Genomic DNA, 25,603 nt, shown 5'->3' on the forward strand with positions numbered 1-25,603 from the left:
ATCATTCGTCACGAGCCCAAGCGTAGGGGCAGCCGGACGTCGAGCACCCACTCCGCTCCCCCGTCGCCGCCCGCCCCGACCATGGCCTCGCCGCCGAGCAGCGCGGCCCGTTCCCTGATGCCGCGCAGCCCCTTGCCGCCCTTGCGCGAACCGCCGACCCGGCCTGGACCGCCCCGACTCGGCGCCGCCACCAGGCGGTTGGCGCAGCGCAGCTCCAACTGCCCCTCCCGAACGGCGATCTGGACATCGACCAGCTGGCCGGGCGCGTACTTGAGCGCGTTGGTGACGCCCTCCTGGACGATCCGGTAGGACTCGCGCGAGAGCACCCCGGGCAGCACCCCGGCGGGTACCTCGATGCTCGCCTCGACCGGGCTGCCGGCCGCGCGGGCGGTGTCGAACAGCGCTGGCAGCTGGTCGATACCGGGCTGCTCGGTGGCCGCCCCGTTCCGCGCCGCGCCGCCTGCCGGGGTCTCCCGCAGCAGGACCAGGGTGCGTTCGAGGTCCTCCATCGCCTGCCGCCCGGTCTCCTCGATGACCTCCAGCGCCTTGGCGGCGAAGGCCGGGTCCCCGACCTCGCGCGCCGCCCCCGCCTGGAGGACCGTCACCGTCAGTGCGTGGCCGATGGAGTCGTGCAGCTCGCGGGCCAACCGGTTGCGCTCCAGCAGCCGTTCGGCCCGAAGCTCCGCCTCCGCCAGCCGCTCCGCCGGGGACGGCCCCAGCAGCCTCACGGCCATGGCGAGTTGGAGGCGGCCCGCCCAGACCACCAGCCAGCCGTAGCCGAGCGCCGGCACCGGGGCGAGCGGGAGGTACCAGAAGCCGCGCGGACCGGTCAGCAGGTCGAAGACCGGAGCGAGGCCGAAGACCGTCGCGAAGCCGATCGCCGAACCGAGCGCCACCCGCCCGATCAACCAGGCCGCCGTACGGCGCCGGTCGGCCCAGGTGCCGGAGGGCTCGACGCCGATGTCCTCCTCGCGGTCGGGCACCAGCAGCAGTCGCGCCTGCACGCCCTCGGCGCGGCGCGCCGCCGGGACGAGGGCGACCAGCCCGAGCAGGACGACGTCCAGCGAGACGGCCGCCGTCAGGATCGAGCCGAGGCTCCGCTGGTACGTCCCCGGGTAGATCATCAGGACGACGCCCGCGAAGATCCACCCCACCAGCAGGTGCAGCAGCCGGGCGTAGGTGGCACCGGCCACCAGCGGCGCGAGGATCGCGGTCGCTCGGCCCCGGCTCCGGAACGCGTTCATTCGTGGCACCGCCCCATCCTGCCAGCTCAGCGGGCGGCCACGGCTCCCCCGCCGGATTGCCGCCGTCTCCCTCCCCGGAGGGAGACGAATCCCCGCTGCGGCGGGATCCGCCCACCAGCCCGTTCCGGTCGAATGGAGCCACCGACCGGAACACGGACGGTGACCAGCGACGAGGAGGGGAAAGCGGCCGTGATCAAGATCCAGGGCCTGACCAAGGAGTACGACGGCCGTCGGGTAGTCGACGACCTGTCGTTCGAGGTCCGGCCCGGCGTGGTGACCGGCTTCCTGGGCCCGAACGGCGCCGGGAAGAGCACCACCATGCGGCTGGTCCTCGGCCTGGACCGCCCCACCGCCGGGCACGCCCTGGTCGGCGGCCGTCCGTACACCGAACTCGCCGAGCCGCTGCGGCAGGTGGGCGCACTGCTGGACGCCCAGGCCCTGCACGGCGGCCGGACGGCGCAGGGCCACCTGCGCTGGCTCGCCGCGAGCAACGGCCTGCCGGCGCGACGGGTCGGCGAGGTGCTCGCCCAGGTCGGGCTGGCCGAGGCCGCCGGGCGGCGGATCCGGGGCTTCTCGCTCGGTATGCGCCAGCGCCTCGGGGTGGCCGCCGCACTGCTCGGCGACCCGCCGGTGCTGCTCCTGGACGAACCGGTCAACGGCCTGGACCCGGAGGGCATCCGCTGGATCCGCACCCTGCTGCGCGAACTGGCCGCCGAGGGACGGGCGGTACTGGTCTCCTCCCACCTGATGACCGAAATGGCCATCACCGCCGACCACTTGGTGGTGATCGGTCGCGGCCGCCTGCTCGCGGACGCCGCCACCGCCGAGTTCATCGACCGCCACGGCCGCACCAGGATCCGGGTCCGGGCGGTGGACGCCGCCAAGCTGGCCGCTTTGCTCGGCGGGCCCGGCCACGGCCTCGACGCCGTCGAAGTCGACGGCGGCGCCTGGGAGGTGACCGGCGCCGAACCCGAGCGGATCGCCGCACTGGCCGCCGCCAACGGCGTGGTGCTGTACGAGATCGCGGTCCAACAGGACTCGCTGGAGGAGGCGTTCATGCGGATGACCGCGGACAGCGTCGAGTACCGGGCGGAGGCCGTCGCATGAGTGCCGTTCCGTACACCGCCAACGCCTTCCGGGCCGAGCGGGTCAAACTCACCACCCTCCGCTCGCTCTGGGTCCCGCCGTTGCTCTCCGTGCTGCTCACCGTCGGCGCCACCACGGCCGTCGGCGCGATACTCGGCGACAAGGACCACAGCATCACCGACGACCCAGGCATCGGCATCTTCTACGGACTCAACTTCGGCCAGGCGGCGCTGGTCGCCTTCGGTGTCCTGCTGATCGGCCAGGAGTTCAACACCCGGATGATCGACGTCTCCCTCGCCGCCGTCCCCGCGCGCGGCCGACTGTACGGCGCCAAGCTGGCGTTGGGCGCCCTGATCGGCCTCGGCGTGGGCGCGCTCGGCACGGCGGGCTCCTACGCCGGGTACGCGGCCACCGTGCCCGCCGACTGGCACGGCCCCGCCTTCGCCCGCGCGGCCACCGCCGGAGTGCTGTACCCGGCGCTGCTGGTGGTGTTCTGCCTCGGGGTGACCGCACTGTTGGGCAATCTCACCGCCGCCATGGGCCTGCTGACGCCGACCGTCTTCCTGCTCTCGCCGCTGCTCGTCGGCGTGCCCGGGGTGCGCCGGGTGGCCCAGTTCCTCCCCGACCGGGCAGGCCAGTACGCGCTGCACTACGCCGACGACCCGCAGCTCGCGTACGGGCACTGGACCGGCCTGGCGATCATGGCGCTCTGGACGGCGCTGGCCGCGTACGGCGGACTGCGGGCGATGCGGGAGCGCACCAAGTGACCGTGAGCGAAGGAGAGATGAGGATGAGCCTCGGCAACGCCCTGCGCGCCGAACGGATCAAGTTCACCACCCTGCCTTCGCAGTGGGCGGCACCGCTGACCTCAGTGGTCCTCACCGTCGGGGTGACCGCGGCCGTCAACGCCGCCTACGCGGCGAAGGACCATGTCCCCGGCGAGGACCCGGCCGGCGGGATCTTCTACGGCCTGCTGTTCGGCCACGTGGCCGTGGCCTGCCTCGGCATCCTGCTGATGGGGCAGGAGTTCAACACCCGGATGATCGGCACCTCGCTCACCGCCGTCCCCCGGCGCGGCGAGCTGTACGCTGCCAAGCTCGCACTCGGCGCCGGGCTCGGCCTGTTGGTGGGGCTGGCCTCCACGGCGGGCTCCTTCCTCGCCTTCGACGCCACCGCCGGCCTTGACCTCTCCACCCCGGGCCTGGCCCGCAGCTTCCTGGCCGGCGTGCTCTACCACCCGCTGATGGTGCTGATCTGCCTCGGACTGACCGCGATGCTGGGAAACTTCAGCGCCGCGCTCGGCCTGCTCACCCCGATGGTGTTCCTCGGCACCACCTGGCTGGCCGCGATTCCCGGTGTTCGTGAGATCGGCCAGTTCCTGCCCGACCGGGCCGGCCTCTACGCGATGCGCACCCAGACCGAGCCCGGCATCCACTACGGGCACTGGACGGGCCTGCTGATCATGGCGCTCTGGACGGCCGCGGCCGTCTACGGCGGGCTACGGGCGATGCGGCGCTACCAGGCTTCGGGCGAGTAGCGGGGTGGCGGGCGGCAGGAGGGCGGGCAGGGCAGGGCCAGCGGCGGGTAACAGATGACAACAAACAGGTAACAGATAACAGCGAACAGATTACGAAATCTGTTCGCTGTTATCTGTTACCTGTCATCCGACATCCGTTCGCCGCCGGCCCGCCCCGTCACCGCAGCGCCGGATGCTCCGCGATCACCGTGCAGCTCCCCGGGGCGATCTCGGTGAAGCCCGCATCCCGGACCACCGGCAGCCCGCTGCGGACCAGTTCCTCCCACGCCCCCGGCTCCGCCGTGCGGACGGCGAGCGCGAAGCCCGACTCCGCCCACTCCTTGCGCTGCGCATCGTCCAGCCGCCACCAGGCGAGCTGCGCCGCGTGGCCGGTCTGGGCCATGGTCTTGCCCGCGCTCATCTCCAGCTCCGGGTTGAGCCACAGCACCGGCAGTCCCGGCTCGGGCGCGCCGACCTCGGCGGTCTCCTCCAGGTCCGTCCCGGAGACCTGCAACTTGGCGAGCTCCTTCGGCCAGCCGTCCAAGGGGATCGGCGGGAACACCCGCACCTCCGCCTCCCGCCCGTGCACCGTGATCCCCGGCAACTCCCCGGCCCGACGCCACTCCCCGCCCCGGGCGCGCCGGACCACCTTACGGATCCGGGCGTCCTCCCAGGCCTCGACCTGCTCCGCCCACTCCCCGTCCGGCCCGGTCACCCGGGGGTCGGCGAGCAGCGTCAGCACCGCCCGTGCCGAGGTCTCCAGCGCGTCCGTCCGCCCGGGCGGCGTGGCCTTCTCCAGCCGGACGACCAGCGGCAGCACGTACTGCGGCCGCGCGTCGCGGTCCTCGGGGTCGGGAAGGTCGCCGGGGGCGGGAGCAGGGGCCGGGGCATCGAACGGAGAAGTCACCCGTCCAGCATGCCAGCCCCGCCGTCACCGCCCCGGCCCGCCCCCGCGCCCTCGCACCGCACCCGCGCCCGCAGCCGCACCCCGAGCCGCGCCCGCGCCGCCAACGCACCGCCCGACCCACCCCGGCCTGGCGGCCACGCTCAGCGCAGCCGCTGCCGCAGTTCGTCCACCGCCGCCCGGATCCCCGCGCTGTAGGCGTCCTCCGGCAGCGCGTCCAGGCTCCGGACCGCCCGTTCCAGCTGTTCGCGCGCGAGGTCGGGTTCCCCGAGCTTGAGGTGGTCGGAGGCCAGGTTGAGGTGCAGCGACGGATAGAAGGCCCGCACCTGGAGCGCGGACTCGTAGGTCCGGGCGCGCTCGGCGGTCAGCGAGTCGGCGGCCGCGAGGGCCCGCCGGTCCCACTCCAGTTCGGCCCGGGGGTCGTCCTGCAGGTCGGCCAGATAGTGCGCCAGGACGCAGCGGTGGAAGACGTCCCGCTCGCCCAGTTCCTCCCAGAGGGCCTCGAAGCTGGCCCGCGCCTCGGCGGTCCGCCCGAGCTGCGCCGCCCGCACACCGTCCAGTCCGAGCGCGATCCGGCCGAGCGCCGACTCGTCAGCACCCCCGTCCGGACCGGACTCCGCCGAGGCCACACCGTGCACATCAGACACATCAGACACATCGGACATGACGGCAGCCTAGGGCCAGTCCGGCGGGTCCCGCCCGGCAAGGTCCGCCGGACAGGCCCGGCGGCCCGCTCAGCGCCGGTAGCCGCGCTGCGGGTCCCGCTCCTCCGCGTCCTCGTAGATCAGGAACCAGCCCTCGGGGTGCGTCGCGGCCAGCAGTAGTTCGGTGCGCTGCTCGGCGCCGAGCTCCGGGTCGCCGTCGTCCGGCCCGTACACGCCGAACAGTTCGTCGTGACAGCCGTCCCAGTCGTAGTCGTACAGGTCGGCGGGCAGGTCGCCCATCATGTCGGCCACCGACTCGGGCTGGGAGCCCAGCAGCGTCCGGGCGTCCACCAGGGCCATCCGCAGCGCGAGCTCCTCGGCGAGGCAGCGCGGCAGCGGCCATTCGCCGAGCGCGAGGTCGTCGGCCAGGTCGTCGAAGGCCCGGGCCATGGTGCGCCGCCAGCCCCGGTGGAGCCGCCAAGTGCGCTGGGGCAGCCGGGCGAAGACCGTCCAGTCGACGTCCTCGCCGTCGACCACCGGGTCGTCCCCGTGCTCGTCGAGGTCGTCGTAGGCGGCGTCGGCCAGGCCGAGCAGCTGGGCGTGCAGCAGGCAGGCGGTGCGCGGGGTGAGGGTCCAGTCGGCACCGGCGCCGCCCTCCTCGTCCTCGCCGTCCAGCGGGAACAGTTCGCCGAAGTCCGGGGTGAAGTCCTCGGTGACGCTGATCTCCAACGTGCCGCCGATCGCCTCGACCCCGGGGATGGCGGCCACCAGCCGGTCCGGGTGGAGCAGCGCGCCGAGCGCCGCGTTGGCGTCCTCGGCCACCTCGCGCAGCAGTTCACGGCGCTGGCCGGCCGGGTCGATGCCGTCGAAGTCCAGCTCCTCGACGGCCTTGATCGCGGCCGCGCGCAGCGCCGGCCAGTCGTTGATCCGCAGGCCCAGCACCACCGTCGCCTCGATCTCCGGTGCGCCGGAGTACTCTGCCGCGCCCGGCCCCTGCGGATGATCGCTTCGCTCGCCCATGGGGCTACGGTACGGCTTTTCGGCCGCCCGATCACCGGTCCGGACCAGCTTCCGGAGAGCTTCTCGGCCACCGCCCGGCCGTGTCTCTGTCACCCGGACGCACGACGCGGGCAGGATGGGCCCATGGCTGACATCAACGAGTACGGCGGCGGGCAGGGCCCGAACGCCGACGTCATGGTCGTGACCACCAACGACATCCCCGGCTTCCGGGTCGACCACGTGATCGGCGAGGTCTTCGGGCTGACCGTGCGCAGCCGCCACGTCGGCAGCCAGATCGGTGCCGGACTCAAGTCGCTGATCGGCGGCGAGCTGCGGGGTCTGACGAAGACCCTGGTCGAGAGCCGCAACGAGGCGATGCAGCGGCTGATCGAGCAGACCAAGGCGCGCGGCGGCAACGCCGTCCTGATGATGCGCTTCGACGTGACGGCGGCGGCGGACGTCGGCACCGAGGTCTGCGCGTACGGCACCGCCGCGGTGATCTCGCCGATCGGCTGAGGCCCCGGCCCACTGCGCTACGCCACACCGCGCCACCCGCGCCGCGCCGAGGGGCCGGCCGCGCGGGGAACAGCCACCGACCGCCCGATGTTTCACGTGCGTGACTGTTTACGGTGCAACAGACGAGGCCGGCGAGCGCCGCGTGGACGTCCTGGTGGTGGGTGCCGGACAGGCCGGACTGTCCGCCGCCTACCACCTCGGCCGCCGCGGCTTCGCCCGCTACCGGGCAGGAGTCGACGGCGGCTTCGTCGTACTCGACGCCAACCCCGCCCCCGGCGGCGCCTGGGCCCACCGCTCGCCGTCCCTGCGGATGGCCACCGTGCACGGCTTCCACGACCTCCCGGACGCCGAGCTCCCGGCGCCCGACCCGGAGGCCCGCGCGCGGGAGGTGGTGCCGGGGTACTTCACGGCGTACGAGGCCCGGCACGCGCTCCCGATCGTGCGCCCGGTCGCGGTACGCGCCGTACGCGCCGAGTCCGACCGCCCCGACTCCCGGCTGCTGGTCGAGACCGACCGCGGCACCTGGTCCACCCGCGCACTGATCAACGCAACCGGCACCTGGACCCGCCCCTTCCTCCCCCACTACCCCGGCCACTTCGCGGGCCGTCAGCTGCACTACGCCGAGTACCGCGGCCCCGAGGAGTTCGCGGGCCGGCGCGTCCTGGTGGTGGGCGGCGGCGCCTCGGCGATCCAGGTGCTGTCCGAGGTGGCCGCGGTCGGCGAGACGATCTGGGTCACCCGCTCCGAACCCGTCTTCCACGAGGGCCCGTTCACCCCCGAGTACGGGCGCGCGGTGGTCGCCAAGGTCGAGGAGCGGGTCCGCCAGGGCCTGCCGGTGCGCAGCGTGGTGAGCGTGACCGGCCTCGGCCCGTCCGTCGCCTACCGCCGAGCCGAGGAGCTGGGCGCGCTGCACCGCCGCCCGATGTTCGACCGGCTCACCGAGCACGGAGTCGCCTGGGGCGACCAGGAGTTGGCGGTGGACGCGATCGTCTGGGCGACCGGCTTCCGCCCCGAGGTCGGCCACCTCGCCCCGCTCGGCCTGCGCTCCCCCGGCGGCGGCATCGCGCTCACCGGGACCCGCGCCACCGCCGACCCGCGCGTCCACCTGGTCGGCTACGGGCCGTCCGCCAGCACCATCGGCGCCAACCGGGCGGGCCGCGCCGCCGTCAACGATCTGGTCGAGTTGCTCGGGGGCCCAAACGGCCCGACCGGGCGGGCCGGGGAGGCCGGGAAGCCAGGGGAGGCCGGGGAGGCCGGGCGCGGGACCGAATCCGCGGCCGACCCGGTCCACGTCACCGCCGTACCCGCGCCCGCGCCCGCACCCGTACCCGCCGCCGTCTGACGGCCCGGTCAGCGGTCGTAGTCGACGGTGACCCGGTCGGTGACCGGCCGGGCCTGGCAGGTGAGGACGTAGCCGGCCGCCAGCTCCTTCTCCTCCAGTGCGAAGTTGCGGCGCATCTCTACCTCGCCCTCGGTGACCAGGGCCCGGCAGGTGCCGCAGACCCCGCCCTTGCAGGCGAAGGGCAGGTCGGGGCGGGAGCGCTGGGCGCCGTCCAGGATCGAACGGTCGCGCGGGAGGCTGAGGGTGCTGCCGCGGCCGTCGAGGACGACGGTGACCTCGCTGCGCTCACCGGCCGCGGCCTCGGCCGCGCCGTCGGGACCGTCCAGGTCCTCGTCCCGCTCGGCGAGCGGCTCGTCCTCGGCGTGGAACAGCTCCTGGTGCACCCGCTCCCCCGGCACGGCCAGTTCGGCGAGCAGTTCCTTCGCCCCGGCGACCATGCCGAACGGCCCGCACAGCCACCAGTGCCCGACGCCGCCGACGTCCACCAGCGCCGCCAGCAGCGCCCGGACCCGCTCCGGGTCCAGGCGGCCGCTGAGCAGTTCGGCGTCCCTGGTCTCCCGGGAGAGCACGTGGACCAGCTGGAACCGGCCGAGGTAGCGGTCCTTGAGGTCGGCCAGCTCGTCCGCGAACATCACGGTGTCGCTGCGCCGGTTGCCGTAGAGCAGGGTGACGGTGGAGCGGCGGTCGGCGGCCAGCACGGAGGCGGCGATCGACAGCATCGGGGTGATACCGGAGCCCGCCGCGAGCAGCACGTGGTCGGCGGGGACGCCGAGTTCGGGGGTGAACAGGCCGGACGGGGTCAGCACCTCGACCTCCTCGCCGGGCCGGGCCTCGCGCACCAGCCAGCGCGAGAACAGCCCGCCGGGCACCTCCCGGACGGCGATCCGCAGCGGGCCGCCGACCGGCGCGCAGATCGAGTACGAGCGGCGCTCGTCGGTACCGTCCACCAGCTTGCGCAGGGTCAGGGTCTGGCCGGGACGGAACGCGAACTCGGCCGCCAGGGCGTCCGGCACCGCGAAGGTCACCGCCACGGCGTCCTCGCAGAGCCGCTCCACCCGGTCGATCCGCAGCCGGTGGAAGCTCGGGCGGCGGGCCGGGCGGACGGGATCCGTCACAGGGGTCGCGGCGGGCATTCAGATCTCCTTGACGCGTTCGAACGGCTCGCGGCAGGCGCGGCAGCGCCAGAGCGCCTTGCAGGCGGTGGAGCCGAAGCGGGACAGCTCCTCCGTGTCGGTGCCGCCGCAGTGCGGGCAGGGCACGGGGGCCGCGGCGCCCGCGCGGGTGGGACCGAGGGTGAGCGGGACCGGTCCGGGGCCGGGTACGAGGGCCGAGGTCGGGCGCGGCGGGGCGATGCCCGCCTCGGCGAGCTTGCGGCGGCCCGCGGCGGTGATCAGGTCGGTGGACCACGGCGGGTCCAGCCGCAGCCGCACCCGGACGTCCGGGTACCCGGCGGCGCGCAGCCGGCGGTCGACGTCGGCGGCCATCTCGGCGACGGCCGGGCAGCCCGAGTAGGTCGGCGTCAGCCAGGCGGTCACCGTGCCGCTGCCGTCGTCCACCTCGACCCCGGCGAGCACGCCCAGGTCGGCCAGGGTGAGCATGGGCAGCTCCGGGTCCGGGACGGCCGCGGCGACCGACCAGGCCGTCCCGCGGACGGTGTCCGCAGTGCCCGGAGCCGCGGCGCGCGTGTACGCAGTTCCCGTATCCGCGGTGCCCGTGTCCGCGGTGCCCGTCACCACGTCGCCCCCGGGTGGGCGCGCGCCACCACCTGCAGCTCGGCGAGCAGCGGGCCGAGCGCCTCGGTGTGCACCCCGTCGCGGCCGGCCCGGCCCAGGACGGTGGCCAGCGGCGGGACGTCCGGCAGGGTCAGCCCGGCCTCCGCGACGACGGCGGCGAGCTCGCGCAGCACCGGTTCGCGCAGGCCGGCCGGGTCGACGCCGACCCGCAGCTCCACCGGGTGCGCGGTGAACAGCTCGTCCAGCAGCGGCCAGACCGCGTCCAGCCCGGCCTGCATCCGCTCCGCCGAGTACGGCGTGCCGTCGCCGAGGCGCAGCGTCCAGGCGGTGGCGTACTCGCGGTGGTAGGCCAGTTCCTTGACGCCCCGGGCCGCGACCGCAGCCAGCACCGGGTCCGGGTGGGCGCTCAGCGCCTCGTACAGCGCGCCGCGGGCGGTGGCGAACAGCAGCAGCCGGGCGATCGAGTACGCGAAGTCGCCGTTCGGGGTCTCCACCAGGCGGACGTTGCGGAACTCGTGCTCCTCCCGCCAGTACGCGAGGTCGTCCTCGGTGCGGCCGGAGCCGTCCGCCTGGCCGGCCCGGGTGAGCAGCAGCCGGGCCTGGCCGAGCAGGTCCAGGCCCAGGTTGGCGAGCGCGACCTCCTCCTCCAGCTCGGGCGCCCGGGTGCACCACTCGATCAGCCGCTGGGAGAGCACCAGGGCGTCGTCGCCGAGCATCTGGCAGTAGGCGGCGAGGTCGGCACCATCCAGGCCGGCGGGCAGGGCGGTGTCCACGCCGAGCAGCGGGTCGGCGAAGCCCGTCCCGTACGCCCAGCGGCCCTCGCCCTCGGGACCGGGGGTGGCCCCGGCGAGGCTGAGGTAGACGTGGTCGTCCTCGGTGGCGGACGTGGTGTGGTCGTGCACGGTGACTCCCCCGTCAGATGTGCGGGACATCCTCGGGGATGTCGTAGAAGGTCGGGTGGCGGTAGACCTTGTCACCGCTGGGCTCGAAGAACGGGTCGCGCTCGTCCGGAGTGGAGGCGGTGATCGCGTCCGAGCGGACCACCCAGAGGCTGACGCCCTCGTTGCGGCGGGTGTACAGGTCACGGGCGGCGAGCAGCGCCATCCGGTCGTCGGAGGCGTGCAGCGAGCCGACGTGGACGTGGTTCAGGCCGCGCCGGGGGCGCACGAACACCTCGTACAGCGGCCAGCCGGCCTTGGGCCCTGCCTCGGACTCGGTCACTTCTCGTTCTCCTGTTCGGGGGTGGGCCGCGCGGCGGCCGCGGCGTGTTCGGCGTCGGCGGCGCGCTTGGCGGCGTAGGCGACGGCCGCCTCGCGCACCCAGGCGCCGTCCTCGTGCGCGGCCCGGCGGCGGTCGACGCGCTGGGCGTTGCACGGGCCCTGGCCGTGGATGACCCTGGTCAGCTCGGACCAGTCCGGCTCGCCGAAGTCCCAGCCGCCGCGCTCCTCGTTCCAGCGCAGCTCGGGGTCGGGGAGGGTGACGCCCAGGTGCTCGGCCTGCGGGACGGTCATGTCGACGAAGCGCTGCCGGAGCTCGTCGTTGGTGTGGCGCTTGATCCGCCAGGCCATCGAGCGGGCGGTGTTCGGCGAGTCGGCGTCCGGCGGGCCGAACATCATCAGCGACGGCCACCACCAGCGGTCGACCGCGTCCTGGACCATCCGGCGCTGGCCCTCGGTGCCGCGCATCAGGGTCATCAGGAGCTCGTAGCCCTGGCGCTGGTGGAAGGACTCCTCCTTGCAGATCCGCACCATCGCGCGGGCGTACGGACCGTAGCTGCAGCGACAGAGCGGGACCTGGTTGCAGATCGCGGCACCGTCCACCAGCCAGCCGATCACGCCGACGTCGGCGAAGGTGAGGGTGGGGTAGTTGAAGATCGAGGAGTACTTCTGGCGGCCGTTGATCAGCTTCTCGGTGAGCTCGGCGCGGTCGACGCCGAGGGTCTCGGCGGCGGCGTAGAGGTAGAGGCCGTGGCCCGCCTCGTCCTGGGCCTTGGCGAGCAGGATCGCCTTGCGGCGCAGCGAGGGGGCCCGGGTGAGCCAGTTGCCCTCGGGCTGCATGCCGATGATCTCGGAGTGGGCATGCTGGGCGATCTGGCGGATCAGGGTGGCCCGGTAGGCGTCGGGCATCCAGTCCCGGGGCTCGATCCGCTGTTCAGCGGCGATCACCGCGTCGAACCGGTCCTCCGGCGTCTGCGCGGGGACCGCCTCTGCCACCTCTGTTGTCACCACGGTCCCCTCTCGTGTTCCTGCTCCGGCTTCCGACTTCTCAGCCTTGGCACCAGGGCGCCAACCGACTGACCGTTCGGTCGGTACCATTCTGCGCGGCGGGACGGAGGGATGGCAAGGGACGCCGACGAATGGGCGGGCGCGAGGGGCGGGGAGCGGGTAACAGCGAACAGAAAACAGATAACAGCTGACAGAATCTGAAATCTGTCAGCTGTTATCTGTTCGCTGTTACCTGTTACCCATCGCCTGTCAGCCGTCAGCCGTCGAGGGTCACCCCTCCGCGCGGTCCCGCAGTCGCGGCAACGGCACCGCGAGCAGCGCCGCAAGCAGGGCGATCCGCGGTGCGAGCTGGTCCAGCTTGATGTACTCGTGCCGGGCGTGGGCGCCGGCACCGACCGCGCCGAAACCGTCCAGCGTCGGCAGTCCGCGCGAGCCGGGCAGGTTGGTGTCCCCGGCACCACCGGCCGGGGCGCCGTCGATCTGCTGCCCGAGCACCGCGGCGAGCGAACGCACATGCCTGAGCAGCGGGTTGCCGGTGCGCTCGGGCCAGGCCGGCCGACTGGACAGCACCTCCGTCCGCACCCGCGCTCCCGGCCGCAACGCGGTCAGCCGGGCGAGGTTGTCGAGCGTGCGGCGCTGCGCCTCGGTGGTGGAGAAGCGCAGGCCGAGCTCCGCCTCGGCCCGTCCGGCGACCACGTTCGCCCGCGAACCCCCGCTGATTCGACCGGTGTTGAGCTCCGTACCGGGCTGGCCCGCGAGGCCGCGAACGAGTACCAGCTGGTCGACCAGCTCATCCACCGCCGACACCCCGTCGTGGGCGTCGTTGCCCGCGTGCGCCTCCCGGCCGGTGACCGTCAGCCGCACCCGGGTACTGCCGCGCCGCGCGGTCTTCAACCGCCCGTCGGGATGCGGCGGTTCCAGGCCCAGGACGGCTGCCGCGCCCCGGAGTTGGCGCTCGACCAGGCCCCGCCCGTCCGGACTGCCGACCTCCTCGTCGGACACCACGACCAGCCGTACGGTGCGATGCGGCCGCTGCCCCAGGTCGGCGAGCAGCGCCAAGGCGCCCTCCAGGACGGCGAGTCCGCCCTTCATGTCGACGACGCCGGGCCCGGTGAGCCGACCGTCCTGCTCGGTCACCGGCCAGTCGGCCAGGGTGCCGGCGGGCCAGACGGTGTCGTGGTGCCCCACGATCAGCAGGTGGGGCAGGGTCTCGTCCCGTCCCTCCCACTCCAGCACCAGGTGGTCACCGGCCGGCCCGGGTTCGCGGCGGGCGGTTGCCCCGGTGGCGCGGAATCCGGACTCCAACTCCTCGGCGAGCGCGTCGAGTCGGGGCGCGTCACCACTCGGCGATTCGATCCGGGCCAGGTCCGCGCACCGCCGCCGGACGGCGCCGGCGAGGGTACGGGCCCGGGTACTGAGTGCCTGCGGCAGTCCGGGCAGCGCCGCGGTGATGCTCGTCGCAGCGGTACCGGCAGCGGTACCGGCAGCGGTACCGGCGCTGGCGCCGGCAGTGGCGGATCCGACCCCCGCGGCACCGGACTTCGGTGTCACACCGGACTTCGCCGTGGCACCGAGCTTCACCGCGGCCACCGACTTGGCCGTGACACCAGGCTTGGCCGTGACACCGGACTTGGCCGTGACACCAGTCGCGGACGTGGCGGCCGGGGGGCTCTCGACGGCAGAGCCCACCACGGCGGAGCCCATGGTGGAACCGATGGTGGACGAACCGGCCTTGACGGAGCCGCCCAGGGCGACCAGGGCCTCACCGTCGGCCGCGGCGGGAACGGTCACGGGTACGCGGTCGGGTTCCGCGGCGCTGCCCGGTGCGGCCGGCGACCCGACGATCTGGGGACTCAACGCTCGCCTCCGCGGCCGCAGCCGGTACTCAGCGGCCGCACCGGCCGACCGCTCCCGCCCGGGTGCCAGGCCCGGCCGGACCGCACCGGTCGGCCGGGGGGTCGGACGGCCCGTCGGAACGGCCCGTCTGGCCCAAGTGCGGTGGAACGGTTGGGCGGCGTGCTTGGCATCTGCGTCCTCCTCGCTCGATCCGGTGGCCCCGGTTCCGCCCGGAGCCCCGTGGACGGCGGCTTCCTGGTGGCGGGCGCAAGGGCCGGACCGCCGCAGGGAAGCCGAGATGTGAGCCTAGAAGAACCGTTCGGTTTCCTGCGAGGTGGCCCTGCTCCCAGCGTGCCGGTACGGGCCCCGGTGCCGGGCACCCGTCGGCGGAAGCGGCGGGCGCTCGGCGGGCGGGCCCGGATCGACGCGCGGGCGCGGTCGCCGGATCACGCCCATCTCCACCATGGACCCGCCGCCCGGGTTCGGCAGCGCAAACGGCCAAGGCACGGCATTTCCACGCCGGATGGGTGACAACGGCTCAGCGGGCGGTACCAACCGGAGGCACGCGACGGCTCAGGGAAGCCCGTGGCGAAGCCCGGACCGACGCCCGGGGAACATCCGTGTGAACACCGTCCGACGCTGCGCCCCGCCCTGCCCTCCCGAGCGCCCACGGTCAGGCGCCGTCCCCGACGAGCCCCGCATCCCGTGCGAGCAGCGCCGCCTGGACCCGGTTGGCCACGTCGAGCGCGGTCAGGATCCGGCTGACGTGCGCCTTGACGGTGCTCTCCCGCATCCCCAGCACACCCGCGATCTCGGCGTTGGACAGCCCGTCGGCGAGCTCCCGCAGCACGTCGGTCTCGCGCGGGGTGAGCCCGGCGATCCGGCCCCGGGCGGCGACGGAGCGCGGCGCGCCGACCCGGTGGTACCGGTCGATCAGCCGTCGCGCGGCGGCGGGGTGCAGCATCCCCTGGCCGGCGGCGACCACGTGGACGGCGCGGGCGATCTCGGCGGGCGGGGTGTCCTTGAGCAGGAAGCCGTCCGCCCCGGCGGCGAGCGCCTGGTACACGTACTCGTCCAGGTCAAAGGTGGTGAGCGCGATGACCCTTGGGGCGTCGGGGAGTTGGCGCAGTCGCCGGGTCGCGGCGATCCCGTCGAGCCGGGGCATCCGGATGTCCATCAGCGCGACGTCGATCCGGCGGCCGCGGGCGAGCTCGACGGCCTGCAGCCCGTCGGCGGCCTCGGCGACCACGGTCAGGGCCGGGTCCTGGGCGAGGAGGTCGACCAGGCCGAGGCGCACCAGCGCGTCGTCGTCGACCACCATCGTGCGGATCATGCGGTGTCCTTCGGCTTCGGGGGCTTCTTCCAGGACGGGCACCTCGGCGACGGGACCTCCGACGGGGCCACGGACTCCGCCGGGGGCGCGGACTTCGGGGACGGCGCGGACTGCGCCGGCCGGTCCGGCGCGGGCAACCGGGCGGAGAGCCGGAAGCCGCCGGCACCGTCCGGCCCGGCGTCCAGGTGGCCGCCGAGCGCGCCGACCCGTTCGCCGAGGCCCACCAGCCCGTACCCGCCGCCGGCGACCGGCCCGTTCGGCATGGCCCCTCCCGGGCCGTTGCGGACCTCGACGGTGGTCGCCGGTGCCCCGTAGCCGACCCGGACGGTGACGGGCGCCGCGTGAGCGTGTTTGCGGGCGTTGGTCAGCGCCTCCTGGACCACCCGGTGCACGGCGAGCCGGTGGGTGGTGGGCACGGCCTCCGGGTCTCCCGCCAGGGCGAGTTCGACCTGCTGCCCGGCCTGGTTCGCCTCGTCGATCAGGTCGGTGAGGTCGCGCAGGGCGGGCGCCGGGACGGGTGGCGGGGCGGCTGGCGGAACAGGCGGCGCCCCGAACCGCGACCCGGACGGTGACCTGGACGGTGACCTGGACGGCGACCCGGACGGTACGGGCGCGGCGGCCTCGGCGGCGGACGGCTCCGGCGGGTCGGCGCGCAGGGCGCCCAGGACGTCGCGCAGGTCGTCGAGCGAGCGGGCGGCGGTGGTGCGCAGGAGTTCGAGGCGGTGGGTGAGCCGGTCCGGGTCGGCGGCGACGGTACCGGCCCGGGCCTGGTCTCGCAGCACTCCGGCGTGCAGCACCAGCAGGCTCAGCCGGTGGGCCAGCACGTCGTGCATCTCCCGGGCGATCCGTGCGCGTTCGGCGGACCGGGCCTGCTCGGCTCGCAACTCCCGCTCCCGCCGCAGGGTTTCGACCTGGGCGTGCAGCGCCCGGATCAGCACCCGGCGGCCGTGCAGCCACAACCCGAAGGACAAGGTGGCCGCCTGGAGGAGGAGTTGGGAACCGGTCGTACCGGCCCAGCCGGCCAGCGAGTCCGCGGCGATCGCGCTGCCCACGGCGATCATCGCGCCGCCGACCGCCGCCGGACCGACCCGGCCGAGGGAGGCCAGGTAGTAGACGCTGATCAAGCCGGGGAAAGCCCGGTTGAGCAGACCGCCGGTGAGCACCGGCAGGACGGCCGAGGCGATGGGGTGACGACGGGCGAGCAACAGCGAGAGGGCGGCGAGCACGGCCACCCCCGCCCGGGGCAGGCGCAGCGGGCCGTCGACGTGCAGCCACTGGAAGACGCCCTCCTCGACGGCGAGGCCGAGGATCCCGAGCAGCAACAGGCTGTCGGTCCAGGGCCGGTGGTCCGGGCCGTACCAACCGAGCAGACCTGTGCGCATGGAGCTCCTCCCGCCCGGTCCCGTCCGCCCGCTCGATGCTACGGGCGGACGGCGGCGCGCCACCCCCTCCTCCCGACGTCGGCACCCTCGACTTTCGTCGGGGGCCGGCGCCGCTCACCGGCCGATCCGCGGCGCTCCCGCGCTCCCTAGCGTCGTCTGCATGACGACCGAACAGCTCCACCAGGGTCCCGATTCCCCCTCACCGCAACGCAGTTCGCCCGACACCCACGACCAGAACCTCGCGCGCGACCAGCGCGGAACGCACAGCACGCACGGTTCTCCGCACGGCGGGGACCACCTACTGTTCCTCGCCGAGGCCCTGCGCACCTTCCACGACACCGGCGCGCTGGCGCCGAGCGGGCCCGCACTGGTGAACGCCCTGGTGGTACCGGCCACCAGCCGCCCGAACCGGCCGATCTCGGTGCTGGAGGTCGGCGCCGGCACGGGCGTGGTGACCCGTCGGCTGGCCCAGGTGCTGCGCCCCGGCGACCGGCTGCACGTGGTCGAGGCGAACCCCCGGTTCGCCGACCGGCTGCGGGAGGACCCGGTCCTGGCCGCGCGCCGGCCGGGGGTGGGGCTGCGACTGTCGACCTGTCGGGTGGAGGAGCTTCCGGAGGCATCCGCCCCGGCGAGGCCCGAGAACGGGGGCGGCGCCGAAACCGGACCCGAATCCGAAACCGGGACCGGGACCGGGACCGAATCCGGGACCGGGGTCGCACCCGATCTCTCGGGCGAGCGGTACGACGTGATCGTGTCCGGGCTGCCGTTCACCAACTTCGAGCCGGCCCTGGTCCGGCGCATCCTCGACCTCTACCTGCGCCTACTGGCCCCGGGTGGCGAGCTGACCTACTTCGGGTACCTCGGCACCACAACGGCCCGCACCCTCACCTCGGGCCCCCGTCGGGGTGCCCGTCACCGGGCGGTGGTGCGGCTGCTGCGGCGCTTCGAGGCGACGTACGGGCTGGGCGAGCGCACGGTGTGGCGCAATCTGCCGCCCGCCCGGGCCCACCTGCTGCGCTCGCCGGGGCCGTACTCCTAGCGGAGCATCGCTACGAACAAATGACAAAAGACAGCGAACAGATTTTGAAATCTGTTCGCTGTCGTGCCATAGTGAGATCCGGGTCACACTGCCCTCGCCGTCCGGCGCCGCACTCGCCCCTGGAGCCCCCATGGCCTCGACCACCCGCCCCGCCCAGCGCCCGCTCGGCACCTCCGGCCCCGTCACCTCCGCGCTCGGCCTCGGCTGCATGGGCATGTCCGACCTCTACGGCCCGGCCGACGAGGCCGAGAGCATCGCCACCATCCACGCCGCCCTGGACGCCGGGATCACCCTCCTGGACACCGGTGACTTCTACGGCATGGGCCACAACGAGCTGCTGATCCACGAAGCCCTGCGCGGCCGCGACCGCGACCGCGTCCAGATCAGCGTGAAGTTCGGCGCCCAGCGCGGCCCCGACGGCCAGTGGCTCGGCTACGACACCAGCCCGGCCGCCACCAAGACCGCGCTGACGTACACCCTGCGCCGACTGCGCACCGACCACATCGACGTCTACCGCCCCGCCCGGCTCGACCCGAAGGTCCCGATCGAGGAGACCGTCGGCGCCATCGCGGACCTGGTGAAGGGCGGCTACGTCCGCCACATCGGCCTGTCCGAGGTCGGCGCCGACACCCTGCGCCGCGCCGCCGCCGTCCACCCGATCAGCGACCTGCAGATCGAGTACTCGCTGCTCAGCCGCTCCATCGAGGCGGCCGTCCTGCCCACCGCCCGCGAGCTCGGCATCGGCATCACCGCGTACGGCGTGCTCTCCCGCGGCCTGCTCAGCGGCCACTGGAACCCGGACCGCTCGCTCGCCGACACCGACTTCCGCACGAACAGTCCCCGCTTCCAGGGCGACAACCTGGCCCACAACCTGGCCCTGGTCGAGGCGCTGCGCGCGGTCGCCGACAGCAAGGGCGCCAGCGTCGCCCAGATCGCCATCGCCTGGGTGGCCTCGCGCGGCGAGGACGTCGTCACGCTGGTCGGCGCCCGCCGCCGCGACCGGCTGGCCGAGGCGCTCGGCTCGCTGGACGTCACCCTCACCCCGGCCGACCTGGCCGCCATCGAGGCCGCCGTCCCCGCGGGGGCCGCCGCCGGCGACCGGTACGCTGCCGCGCAGATGGCGCGCCTGGACAGCGAGCGCTGACCGAGCCCGCACTGACCAGTGAGAACCCTCCGCACCACCCGACCGCACGACCCTAAGGACGGCCCCGTGACCACGGACACCGCACTCACCGCCGAGCAGATCCTGATCGCGGCGGAGGAAGCCCTCCGGCGGTTCGGCCCGGCCAAGGCCACCGTCGTGGACGTCGCCCGGGAACTCGGCGTCAGCCACAGCAGCGTCTACCGCCACTTCCCCAGCAAGGCGGCGCTGCGGGAGGCGGTCACCCAGCGCTGGCTGAACCAGGCGCACTACGACCTGGAGATGGTCGCGAACGACACCGGCGGCGCCGTCGAGCGCCTCCAGCGCTGGCTGACCACGCTGTTCGAGGCCAAGCGGAAGAAGGCGCTGGACGACCCGGAGCTGTTCGCCACGTACCTGGTGCTGGCCGAGGAGAACAGCACGGTCGTCGACGCGCACGTCGAGACCCTGGTCAAGCAGATCGCCCAGATCGTGCACGACGGCATGGACGCCAAGGAGTTCCAGCTCGCCCACGTCCCCTCCACCGCCCGCGCGGTCTTCGACGCCACTGCCCCGTTCCACAACCCGGTCTTCGCCCACACCTGGTCCGAGCCGACCGCGGACGAGCGCTTCGCTGCGGTCTGGAAGCTCGTGCTCGGCGGCTTGAAGGGCAAGCCCACCAAGCCGGTCCCCGAGCCGGCGGCGTCCTGAGCGGAAACGCGCCCTGATGCGGAGCGCGCCCTGACCGGAGTACGTCCTGAGCGGAGCGCGCCCTGAGCGGAGCGCGTCCCGAGCAGAACGCGCCCCGCACGGGGCGGTGAGGCGTCGGCGGCCGGAGCGAAATCCGGTCGTCGGCGCCTCACCCTTTCCGGCAGACTGTCGCACCAGTTGATCTCACTCGGAGGATGACATGCGTGCGGCCGGTCCGGTCCTGGACAGTCTGCGGGGGCTCGCGCTCGGCGACGCCTTCGGCGACCGGTGGTTCTCCGTCCCGGTGGACGAGGCACCCGCCGCTCTGGCGGCCCGCCTGGTCCGCCCGGCGCCCTGGCACTGGACCGACGACACGGCGATGGCCCTGGTCCTGGTGCGCCACCTCACCGCCCACGGCGAGGTCCGGCAGGACGCGCTGGCCGCCGAGTTCGCGGCCGAGTACGCCCGCGAGTACCAGCGCAAGTACGGCCCGTCGATGCACCGGGTACTGCGCGGGATCGGCGCCGGCGGGCACTGGCGCGCCATCACCTCGGGCCAGTTCGAGGGCCAGGGCTCGTACGGGAACGGCGCCGCGATGCGGGTCGCGCCGCTGGGCGCCAGGTTCGCCGAGGACCTCGACGAGGTCGCCTGGCAGGCCGAACTCCAAGCGCTCACCACCCACTTCCACCCCGAGGCGGTCACGGGGGCGGTGGCGGTGGCACTCGCCGCGGCGCTCGCCGTCCGCAGCCGGGGCCGCCGGGCGCCGGGCCGGACCGAGCTGCTCACCGAGGTCGCCGACCGGCTGCCGGAGAGCGACGTCCGCTCCGGCCTGCGGATCGCCGCCCGGCTGCCGGAGCACGCCAGCGTCCGGCACGCCGCCAACGTCCTGGGCTCGGGGCTGATGATCTCCGCCCCGGACACCGTCCCGTTCGCCCTCTGGTCCGCCGCCGGGCACCTGGACTCGCTGCCCGACGCGATCTGGCACACGCTGGAGGGCTGGGGCGACATGGACACCACCTGCGCCATCGCCGCCGGCGTGGTGGCTGCCCGCACCGGGCTCGCGGGCGTACCGGCCGACTGGCTCGCGGCCTGCGAGGAGCTACCGGACCGGGCCACCGACCGGTGACCGGCGCCCGACAGTCACCGCCCGACAGTCAGCGCCCGGCAGTCACGCCCGGCAGTCAACGCCGGACGAGGAAGCGGAGCACCCGGTAGGCGAGGAGCAGGACCATCGCGCCGCCGATCGCCGACACCCAGGTTGTGACGTCGAGCAGGCCCACCCGCACCGTCCCGTGCATCCAGTGCAGGACGATCCAGGTGCCGATGTAGGAGCCGGCGATCCCGATCAGGGTGCTGCCGATCAGGCCGCGTTCCCGCCTCGACATCGCCATCCTGGCCAGCGTCCCCGACACCAGGCCCAGCACGATCCACTCCAGCCAGCTCATCCACCGCCCCTTGCGTCATCGGTGCAACTCGCGCCGCCGCCGAGCTCGCCAGTCAGCGGCGCGAGTTGCCGAACAGCAGTCGGTAGAGGATCAGCAGCACCAACGCGCCGCCGATCGCCGACACCCAGGTCGGCCCGTCGAAGAAGCGCGCCGTGATCGACCGGTGCAGGAAGTGCGACGCGATCCAGCCGCCGACGAAGGAGCCGGCGATCCCGATCAGAGTGGTGACGATCAGACCGCCCGGGTCCCTCCCGGGCAGCAGCAGCTTGGCCAGGGCTCCGGCCACCAGGCCCAGCACGATCCACGCGATGACGCTCATCCGAACCCGTCCCTCCCGTCCGTGGCGCGACGGCCCCGTTCCGCGCGCTCTGCCGCTGAGGACGCCGACCCCCGCCGCCGCGGTTCCGGCCGACCCCGACGGGCGGCGGGATCCGGCCACCCGGAGCCGACCGGTCCGCGCGTGGCGTCCTTCCGGCCGGCCGTACCCGCCGAAATACTGCGGCCATGCGCATCCTGATCGCCACCGCCGGCTCCCGGGGCGACGTCGCACCCTTCACCGGGCTCGGCGTCCGTCTGCGGGCGGCCGGACACCAGGTGGCCGTCGCCACCCACGCCACCTTCGCCGACTCGGTACGGGCCGCCGGACTGGAGTTCCGTCCGTTGCCCGTCGACCCGCGGGCCGAACTCGCCTCCGCCGAGGGCCGGCGACTGCTGCGGGCCGGCAGCGGGCCCGGCGTCGTCCTGCAACTCCTGCGCCTGGGGCGGAGGTTCATGCCCGCCCTCGGCGACGGCATCGCGGACGCGACGGCGCTCGGCACCGACCTGCTGCTCACCACCAGCACCACCAGTGCGCTCGGCCAGGTCGCGGCCGAGGCGGCCGGCATCCCCACCATCGGGCTGTACCTCCAACCCCTCTCCCCCACCCGCGAGTTCGCCCCGGCCGTGACCGGCGCACGCTCGCTCGGACGGGCCGGCAACCTGCTCGCCGGTCACGCCGTCCAGGCGGCCACCGACCAGCTGTTCGTCCCGGCCGTCCGCGGGCTGCGCCGCCGGCTCGGACTGGCGCCGATGGGCATCGCCCGGGCCCGGCGGGACCACCCCGTCCTGCACGGCTTCTCGCCGCGGGTCGTCCCCCGCCCGACGGACTGGCACCCCCGACTGGACGTGGCCGGGTACTGGTGGCCCGCCGGGCACGCGGACTGGCAGCCGCCGCAGCGGCTGCTCGACTTCCTGGCCGCCGGACCGCCCCCGGTCTTCGTCGGCTTCGGCAGCCTGGTCGTACCCGATCCCGAACGGCTCACCGCGACCGTCATCGCCGCCGCCCGCACCGCCCGGGTCCGCCTCCTCCTGCAGTCCGGCTGGAGCGGCCTGGCCGCCGAGGACTCGGAGACCGTACTGACCATCGGCGACACCCCGCACGACTGGCTGTTCCCGCGCACCGCGGCCGTCGTCCACCACGCGGGCGCGGGCACCACGGCGGCCACCCTGCGCTCCGGCACCCCCGCCGTCCCGGTGCCCGCCCAACTGGACGCCCCCTTCTGGTCCGCGCGGCTGACCGCGCTCGGCGTCTCGCCCGGCCCGGTACCCCTGCGCGGCCTGACCGCCGCCCACCTCGCCACCTCCATCCGCCAGGCCCTGGACGCCCCCCACTACCGCACCCGCGCCCGGTCCGTCGCGGCCGCCCTCGCCACCGAGGACGGCGCCGCCAAGGTCCTGGCCGCGGTGGAGGCGACGGGTGACAGATGACGGATAACAGATGTCAGCGAACAAATTTCAGCGAACAGATTTCAAAATCTGTTCGCTGAAATCTGTTATCTGTTCGCTGTCATCTGTTACCCGTCAGTCGTCCCCCGCCCGCTGCTCCCCGCCTCTCTCCTCTCCCCGCCCCGCGCTCAGCACCAGGTACACCACCGCCGACGACGCGAGCCCCACCGCCCACCCGTAGTCCGCCAACGGCTGGAGGAACGGCACCAACCCGTCCACCGGGAACGGTCCCTGCTTCACCCCGTGCGCGTCCACCGTCGAGTACGACCCCCCGACCGCCAGCAGACCGCCGACCAGCAGTGCGGCGACAGCCCGCCAGTTCCATCCGCCCGCGTACCAGTAGGCGCCGAACGGCCGGTAGAGCTCGGCGAGTTGCAGCCGGGTGCGACGCAGCAGCCAGTAGTCGGCGATCAGCACCCCGGCGACCGTCCCGAGCAGGCCGCCGACCACGCCCAGCCAGACGTAGATGTAGACGTGCGGGTCGGCGGTCAGCCGCCACGGGAAGATGGCGATCCCGACCACGCCGGTGATCAGCGCCCCGGTGCGGAAGTTGATGAACCGGGGCACCAGGTTGGCCAGGTCGTAGGCCGGGGAGACGACGTTGGCGGCGACGTTCACCGACAGCGTCGCGATCAGGACGGTCAGCAGCGCGAACAGGAGCGCCACCGGACTCTCCATCTTCGCGGCGAGCTTGATCGGGTCCCACACCGGCTCGCCGTACACCGCCGCGGAGCCCGAGGTGACCAGCACCGACAGCAGCGCGAAGAGCGTCATCGTCGTCGGCAGACCGAGGGCCTGGCCGCGGATCTGGGCCCGCTGGCTGCCGCCGAAGCGGGTGAAGTCGGGGATGTTGAGCGCCAGCGTGGACCAGAAGCCGATCATCCCCATCAGTGACGGGAAGAAGACCTTCCAGAACCCGCCGCCCCAGCCCAGTTTCGACGGCTGGTCGAGCAGCGGGCCGAGCCCGCCGGCCTTGACGCCGATCCAGACCAGCAGGGCGAGCGCGCCGACGATGACGAACGGCGCCGCCCAGTTCTCGAAGCGCCGCAGCGCCTCCATCCCCCGGGCGATGATGACCATCTCGACCAGCCAGAACAGCAGGAAGGAGGCCCACTGCGTCCACGGGTAGCCGCCGAACTCCGGTGCGGTACGCCAGGATTCACCGAGAAGCCGACCCGCCAGCAGGAAGATCCCCTCGCCCCCGATCCAGGTCTGGATGCCGAACCAGGCGCAGGCCACCGCCGCCCGGATGAGCGCGGGCAGGTTGGCGCCGCGCAGCCCGAACGAGGCCCGCGCGAACACCGGGAAGGGAATGCCGTACTTCGTCCCGGCGTGCCCGGTGAGGAGCATCGGTGCGAGCACGATCAGGTTGGCGAGCGCGATGGTCAGCACCGCCTGCTTCCAGTCCATCCCGAGCGCGACCAGGCCCGAAGCCAGGGTCCAGGAGGGGATGTTGTGGGCCATGCCGACCCAGAGCGCGAGGAAGTTGTAGGTGGTCCAGGTACGCCGCCGCACCGGGACCGGCCGGAGGTCGTCACTGGTGAAACCGTTGGGAGGCAACACCCCTTCGACCGAGTCGAGTTCGACCCGGCTGTCGGAATGCTGCCACTGTCCGCCACCGCCGGTCGCGATGTCGGCCATGGGCAACTCCCTTCTGCCACATGCTGGTTCCGGAGATCATGGATTCAGGGACCGCGACACCAGGAACCACGGGTTCACAGGTGCGGGATGACGTCCGCCCCGTAGGCGTCGATGGTGGCCTCGACCGCGTCGTGCATGGCGTAGACGGCGAACTGGTCGACGCCGAGCGAGCGGAGTTCGGCGAGCCGGGCTCGCTGGGCCTCGACCGGTCCGATCAGGCAGAAGCGGTCGACGATCGCGTCCGGCACGAAGGCGGTGTCGGGGTTCCCGGCCCGGCCGTGGTGGCTGTAGTCGTAGCCCTGGCGGTCCTTGATGTACTCGGTGAGGGCGTCGGGCACCAGGTCGGAGTGTTCGCCGTAGTGGCTGACCAGGTCGGCGACGTGGTTGCCGACCATCCCGCCGAACCACCGGCACTGCTCACGGGCGTGGGCGAGCGCGGCAGGCGAGTCGTCGGCGGTGACGTACGCGGGCGCCGCAACGCAGATGGTGACGTCGGCCGGATCCCGTCCCGCCTCGACGGCGGCCGCCCGGACGGCCTTGATCATGTACTCGGTGAGGTAGGGGTCGGCCAACTGGAGGATGAAACCGTCCGCCTGACGTCCAGTCAGCGCAAGCGCCTTGGGCCCGTAAGCGCCCATCCAGATCGGCAGGGAGGAGCGGGGGCCCACCCACGGCAGGTGCATCTCGGTGCCGTCCACCTCGACGGTGCGCCCCTCGGCCAACTCCTTGATGGCGTGCATGGCTTGGGAGAGCCGGTCGAGCGTGGCGGGGCGGCGGCCGGCGACCCGCATGGCGGAGTCGCCGCGGCCGATGCCGCACACCGTCCGGTTGCCGTACATGTCGTTGAGGGTGGCGAACAGGGAGGCGGTGACCTCCCAGGTGCGGGTGGAGGGGTTGGTGACCATCGGGCCGACGGTGAGGCGCTCGGTCTCGGCCAGGATGCGGCTGTAGATCACGAAGGGCTCCTGCCACAGCACGCAGGAGTCGAAGGTCCAGCCATGGCTGAACCCGGCCTGTTCGGCGCGGATCATCCGGTCGATGAGCAGGCGGGCCGGCGGGTCGGTCTGCAGGACGAGGCCGATGTCCATGGGGTGCTCCGGGAGGGGTGGGAGGGCGGCTCGGGGCCGACGCGCTCGGCGCGGCC

Annotated in this window: 25 protein-coding genes and 1 pseudogene; 10 read left to right on the forward strand and 16 right to left on the reverse strand. The window is 73.7% G+C overall.

What is annotated here, in order from left to right:
- Positions 1–8: 8 nt before the first annotated feature.
- Complete coding sequence (locus AB0F71_RS08275) at positions 9–1,244, reverse strand: histidine kinase (protein ID WP_360229832.1); 1,236 nt, start codon at positions 1,242–1,244, stop codon at positions 9–11.
- Positions 1,245–1,433: 189 nt separating this feature from the next.
- On the opposite strand from AB0F71_RS08275, the gene AB0F71_RS08280 reads away from it, so the two are divergent.
- The 3 genes from AB0F71_RS08280 to AB0F71_RS08290 are packed head-to-tail and all read left to right on the forward strand — an operon-like array spanning position 1,434 to position 3,867.
- Positions 1,434–2,351, forward strand: coding sequence for an ATP-binding cassette domain-containing protein (locus AB0F71_RS08280; RefSeq protein WP_360229969.1), 918 nt, complete (start codon positions 1,434–1,436; stop codon positions 2,349–2,351).
- Positions 2,348–3,097: a hypothetical protein gene (locus tag AB0F71_RS08285; protein ID WP_360229834.1), complete on the forward strand. Its 750-nt coding sequence runs from the start codon at positions 2,348–2,350 to the stop codon at positions 3,095–3,097. Before AB0F71_RS08280 ends, AB0F71_RS08285 begins: the two co-directional genes overlap by 4 nt.
- Positions 3,098–3,120: 23 nt before the next feature.
- Positions 3,121–3,867, forward strand: a complete 747-nt coding sequence (locus AB0F71_RS08290; protein ID WP_360229836.1) for a hypothetical protein — start codon at positions 3,121–3,123, stop codon at positions 3,865–3,867.
- 157 nt (positions 3,868–4,024) lie between these two features.
- Here AB0F71_RS08290 and AB0F71_RS08295 read toward each other — a convergent pair whose 3' ends face one another.
- From AB0F71_RS08295 to AB0F71_RS08305, 3 genes are all read right to left on the reverse strand, one after another.
- Positions 4,025–4,753, reverse strand: coding sequence for an aminoacyl-tRNA hydrolase (locus AB0F71_RS08295; RefSeq protein ID WP_360229838.1), 729 nt, complete (start codon positions 4,751–4,753; stop codon positions 4,025–4,027).
- 140 nt (positions 4,754–4,893) lie between these two features.
- Entirely contained in the window at positions 4,894–5,415 is a 522-nt protein-coding gene (locus tag AB0F71_RS08300) for a hypothetical protein (protein WP_360229840.1), read from the reverse strand.
- A gap of 69 nt (positions 5,416–5,484) precedes the next feature.
- A complete protein-coding gene (locus AB0F71_RS08305; protein WP_360229842.1) occupies positions 5,485–6,414 on the reverse strand; it encodes a hypothetical protein in 930 nt (309 codons plus the stop codon).
- A 123-nt stretch (positions 6,415–6,537) separates the two neighbouring features.
- Between AB0F71_RS08305 and AB0F71_RS08310 the strand changes: the two genes are divergently transcribed.
- A complete protein-coding gene (locus AB0F71_RS08310; protein WP_360229844.1) occupies positions 6,538–6,909 on the forward strand; it encodes a YbjQ family protein in 372 nt (123 codons plus the stop codon).
- Positions 6,910–7,009: 100 nt separating this feature from the next.
- Complete coding sequence (locus tag AB0F71_RS08315; protein ID WP_360229846.1) at positions 7,010–8,251, forward strand: NAD(P)-binding domain-containing protein; 1,242 nt, start codon at positions 7,010–7,012, stop codon at positions 8,249–8,251.
- 8 nt (positions 8,252–8,259) lie between these two features.
- Here the strand turns inward: AB0F71_RS08315 and paaE are convergent, their stop codons facing one another.
- The 8 genes and pseudogenes from paaE to AB0F71_RS08355 all read right to left on the reverse strand — a co-directional run bounded on the left by paaE (position 8,260) and on the right by AB0F71_RS08355 (position 16,760).
- Positions 8,260–9,384, reverse strand: coding sequence for a 1,2-phenylacetyl-CoA epoxidase subunit PaaE (paaE, locus tag AB0F71_RS08320; protein WP_360229848.1), 1,125 nt, complete (start codon positions 9,382–9,384; stop codon positions 8,260–8,262).
- Positions 9,385–9,882: pseudogene (gene paaD / locus AB0F71_RS08325) on the reverse strand (1,2-phenylacetyl-CoA epoxidase subunit PaaD); the annotation flags it as partial.
- Positions 9,883–9,980: 98 nt separating this feature from the next.
- The gene (gene paaC / locus AB0F71_RS08330; protein WP_360229850.1) at positions 9,981–10,916 is read right to left on the reverse strand and encodes a 1,2-phenylacetyl-CoA epoxidase subunit PaaC; all 936 of its coding nucleotides are present in this window, start codon (positions 10,914–10,916) and stop codon (positions 9,981–9,983) included.
- Complete coding sequence (paaB, locus tag AB0F71_RS08335) at positions 10,900–11,205, reverse strand: 1,2-phenylacetyl-CoA epoxidase subunit PaaB (protein WP_360229852.1); 306 nt, start codon at positions 11,203–11,205, stop codon at positions 10,900–10,902. The genes paaC and paaB overlap by 17 nt, the downstream gene beginning before the upstream one ends.
- Positions 11,202–12,197: a 1,2-phenylacetyl-CoA epoxidase subunit PaaA gene (paaA, locus tag AB0F71_RS08340; RefSeq protein WP_360229854.1), complete on the reverse strand. Its 996-nt coding sequence runs from the start codon at positions 12,195–12,197 to the stop codon at positions 11,202–11,204. The genes paaB and paaA overlap by 4 nt, the downstream gene beginning before the upstream one ends.
- A 282-nt stretch (positions 12,198–12,479) precedes the next feature.
- Positions 12,480–14,000, reverse strand: coding sequence for a M20 family metallopeptidase (locus AB0F71_RS08345; RefSeq protein WP_360229856.1), 1,521 nt, complete (start codon positions 13,998–14,000; stop codon positions 12,480–12,482).
- A 718-nt stretch (positions 14,001–14,718) separates the two neighbouring features.
- Positions 14,719–15,378 carry a response regulator transcription factor gene (locus tag AB0F71_RS08350; protein WP_360229858.1) on the reverse strand — a complete coding sequence of 220 codons (660 nt, stop codon included), beginning with the start codon at positions 15,376–15,378 and terminating at the stop codon, positions 14,719–14,721.
- Positions 15,375–16,760, reverse strand: coding sequence for a histidine kinase (locus tag AB0F71_RS08355; protein ID WP_360229860.1), 1,386 nt, complete (start codon positions 16,758–16,760; stop codon positions 15,375–15,377). The genes AB0F71_RS08350 and AB0F71_RS08355 overlap by 4 nt, the downstream gene beginning before the upstream one ends.
- 160 nt (positions 16,761–16,920) lie before the next feature.
- On the opposite strand from AB0F71_RS08355, the gene AB0F71_RS08360 reads away from it, so the two are divergent.
- The 4 genes from AB0F71_RS08360 to AB0F71_RS08375 all read left to right on the forward strand — a co-directional run bounded on the left by AB0F71_RS08360 (position 16,921) and on the right by AB0F71_RS08375 (position 20,735).
- Positions 16,921–17,799: a hypothetical protein gene (locus AB0F71_RS08360; RefSeq protein ID WP_360229862.1), complete on the forward strand. Its 879-nt coding sequence runs from the start codon at positions 16,921–16,923 to the stop codon at positions 17,797–17,799.
- A 130-nt stretch (positions 17,800–17,929) separates the two neighbouring features.
- Entirely contained in the window at positions 17,930–18,943 is a 1,014-nt protein-coding gene (locus tag AB0F71_RS08365; protein WP_360229864.1) for an aldo/keto reductase, read from the forward strand.
- A 66-nt stretch (positions 18,944–19,009) separates the two neighbouring features.
- The gene (locus tag AB0F71_RS08370; protein ID WP_360229866.1) at positions 19,010–19,630 is read left to right on the forward strand and encodes a TetR family transcriptional regulator; all 621 of its coding nucleotides are present in this window, start codon (positions 19,010–19,012) and stop codon (positions 19,628–19,630) included.
- A 199-nt stretch (positions 19,631–19,829) separates the two neighbouring features.
- On the forward strand, positions 19,830–20,735 hold the full coding sequence (locus tag AB0F71_RS08375; RefSeq protein ID WP_360229868.1) for an ADP-ribosylglycohydrolase family protein: 906 nt from the start codon (positions 19,830–19,832) through the stop codon (positions 20,733–20,735).
- 55 nt (positions 20,736–20,790) lie between these two features.
- Here the strand turns inward: AB0F71_RS08375 and AB0F71_RS08380 are convergent, their stop codons facing one another.
- Together AB0F71_RS08380 and AB0F71_RS08385 are read right to left on the reverse strand one after the other, a co-directional pair.
- The gene (locus AB0F71_RS08380; RefSeq protein ID WP_360229870.1) at positions 20,791–21,054 is read right to left on the reverse strand and encodes a GlsB/YeaQ/YmgE family stress response membrane protein; all 264 of its coding nucleotides are present in this window, start codon (positions 21,052–21,054) and stop codon (positions 20,791–20,793) included.
- A 52-nt stretch (positions 21,055–21,106) separates the two neighbouring features.
- The gene (locus AB0F71_RS08385; protein ID WP_360229872.1) at positions 21,107–21,373 is read right to left on the reverse strand and encodes a GlsB/YeaQ/YmgE family stress response membrane protein; all 267 of its coding nucleotides are present in this window, start codon (positions 21,371–21,373) and stop codon (positions 21,107–21,109) included.
- A gap of 185 nt (positions 21,374–21,558) precedes the next feature.
- On the opposite strand from AB0F71_RS08385, the gene AB0F71_RS08390 reads away from it, so the two are divergent.
- Positions 21,559–22,800: a glycosyltransferase gene (locus tag AB0F71_RS08390; RefSeq protein ID WP_360229874.1), complete on the forward strand. Its 1,242-nt coding sequence runs from the start codon at positions 21,559–21,561 to the stop codon at positions 22,798–22,800.
- Positions 22,801–22,893: 93 nt separating this feature from the next.
- Here the strand turns inward: AB0F71_RS08390 and AB0F71_RS08395 are convergent, their stop codons facing one another.
- Both AB0F71_RS08395 and AB0F71_RS08400 read right to left on the reverse strand, forming a co-directional pair.
- Positions 22,894–24,459 (reverse strand): NCS1 family nucleobase:cation symporter-1, encoded by a 1,566-nt coding sequence (locus AB0F71_RS08395; RefSeq protein ID WP_360229876.1) that lies wholly within the window; start codon positions 24,457–24,459, stop codon positions 22,894–22,896.
- Positions 24,460–24,533: 74 nt separating this feature from the next.
- Entirely contained in the window at positions 24,534–25,547 is a 1,014-nt protein-coding gene (locus AB0F71_RS08400; protein WP_360229878.1) for a TIGR03842 family LLM class F420-dependent oxidoreductase, read from the reverse strand.
- Positions 25,548–25,603 lie beyond the last annotated feature (56 nt).

The organism is Kitasatospora sp. NPDC028055, from assembly GCF_040637885.1.
In the GTDB taxonomy this organism is placed as follows: Bacteria; Actinomycetota; Actinomycetes; order Streptomycetales; family Streptomycetaceae; genus Kitasatospora.

Bases quoted from the DNA above. Each gene is read 5' to 3' on its own strand.
- AB0F71_RS08275 (WP_360229832.1), bottom strand. From the start codon at position 1,244: ATGAACGCGTTCCGGAGCCGGGGCCGAGCGACCGCGATCCTCGCGCCG.
- AB0F71_RS08285 (WP_360229834.1), top strand. From the start codon at position 2,348: ATGAGTGCCGTTCCGTACACCGCCAACGCCTTCCGGGCCGAGCGGGTC.
- AB0F71_RS08290 (WP_360229836.1), top strand. From the start codon at position 3,121: ATGAGCCTCGGCAACGCCCTGCGCGCCGAACGGATCAAGTTCACCACC.
- AB0F71_RS08300 (WP_360229840.1), bottom strand. From the start codon at position 5,415: ATGTCCGATGTGTCTGATGTGTCTGATGTGCACGGTGTGGCCTCGGCG.
- AB0F71_RS08305 (WP_360229842.1), bottom strand. From the start codon at position 6,414: ATGGGCGAGCGAAGCGATCATCCGCAGGGGCCGGGCGCGGCAGAGTAC.
- AB0F71_RS08310 (WP_360229844.1), top strand. From the start codon at position 6,538: ATGGCTGACATCAACGAGTACGGCGGCGGGCAGGGCCCGAACGCCGAC.
- paaE (WP_360229848.1), bottom strand. From the start codon at position 9,384: ATGCCCGCCGCGACCCCTGTGACGGATCCCGTCCGCCCGGCCCGCCGC.
- paaC (WP_360229850.1), bottom strand. From the start codon at position 10,916: ATGTCCCGCACATCTGACGGGGGAGTCACCGTGCACGACCACACCACG.
- AB0F71_RS08350 (WP_360229858.1), bottom strand. From the start codon at position 15,378: ATGATCCGCACGATGGTGGTCGACGACGACGCGCTGGTGCGCCTCGGC.
- AB0F71_RS08355 (WP_360229860.1), bottom strand. From the start codon at position 16,760: ATGCGCACAGGTCTGCTCGGTTGGTACGGCCCGGACCACCGGCCCTGG.
- AB0F71_RS08360 (WP_360229862.1), top strand. From the start codon at position 16,921: ATGACGACCGAACAGCTCCACCAGGGTCCCGATTCCCCCTCACCGCAA.
- AB0F71_RS08365 (WP_360229864.1), top strand. From the start codon at position 17,930: ATGGCCTCGACCACCCGCCCCGCCCAGCGCCCGCTCGGCACCTCCGGC.
- AB0F71_RS08375 (WP_360229868.1), top strand. From the start codon at position 19,830: ATGCGTGCGGCCGGTCCGGTCCTGGACAGTCTGCGGGGGCTCGCGCTC.
- AB0F71_RS08380 (WP_360229870.1), bottom strand. From the start codon at position 21,054: ATGAGCTGGCTGGAGTGGATCGTGCTGGGCCTGGTGTCGGGGACGCTG.
- AB0F71_RS08385 (WP_360229872.1), bottom strand. From the start codon at position 21,373: ATGAGCGTCATCGCGTGGATCGTGCTGGGCCTGGTGGCCGGAGCCCTG.
- AB0F71_RS08390 (WP_360229874.1), top strand. From the start codon at position 21,559: ATGCGCATCCTGATCGCCACCGCCGGCTCCCGGGGCGACGTCGCACCC.
- AB0F71_RS08395 (WP_360229876.1), bottom strand. From the start codon at position 24,459: ATGGCCGACATCGCGACCGGCGGTGGCGGACAGTGGCAGCATTCCGAC.
- AB0F71_RS08400 (WP_360229878.1), bottom strand. From the start codon at position 25,547: ATGGACATCGGCCTCGTCCTGCAGACCGACCCGCCGGCCCGCCTGCTC.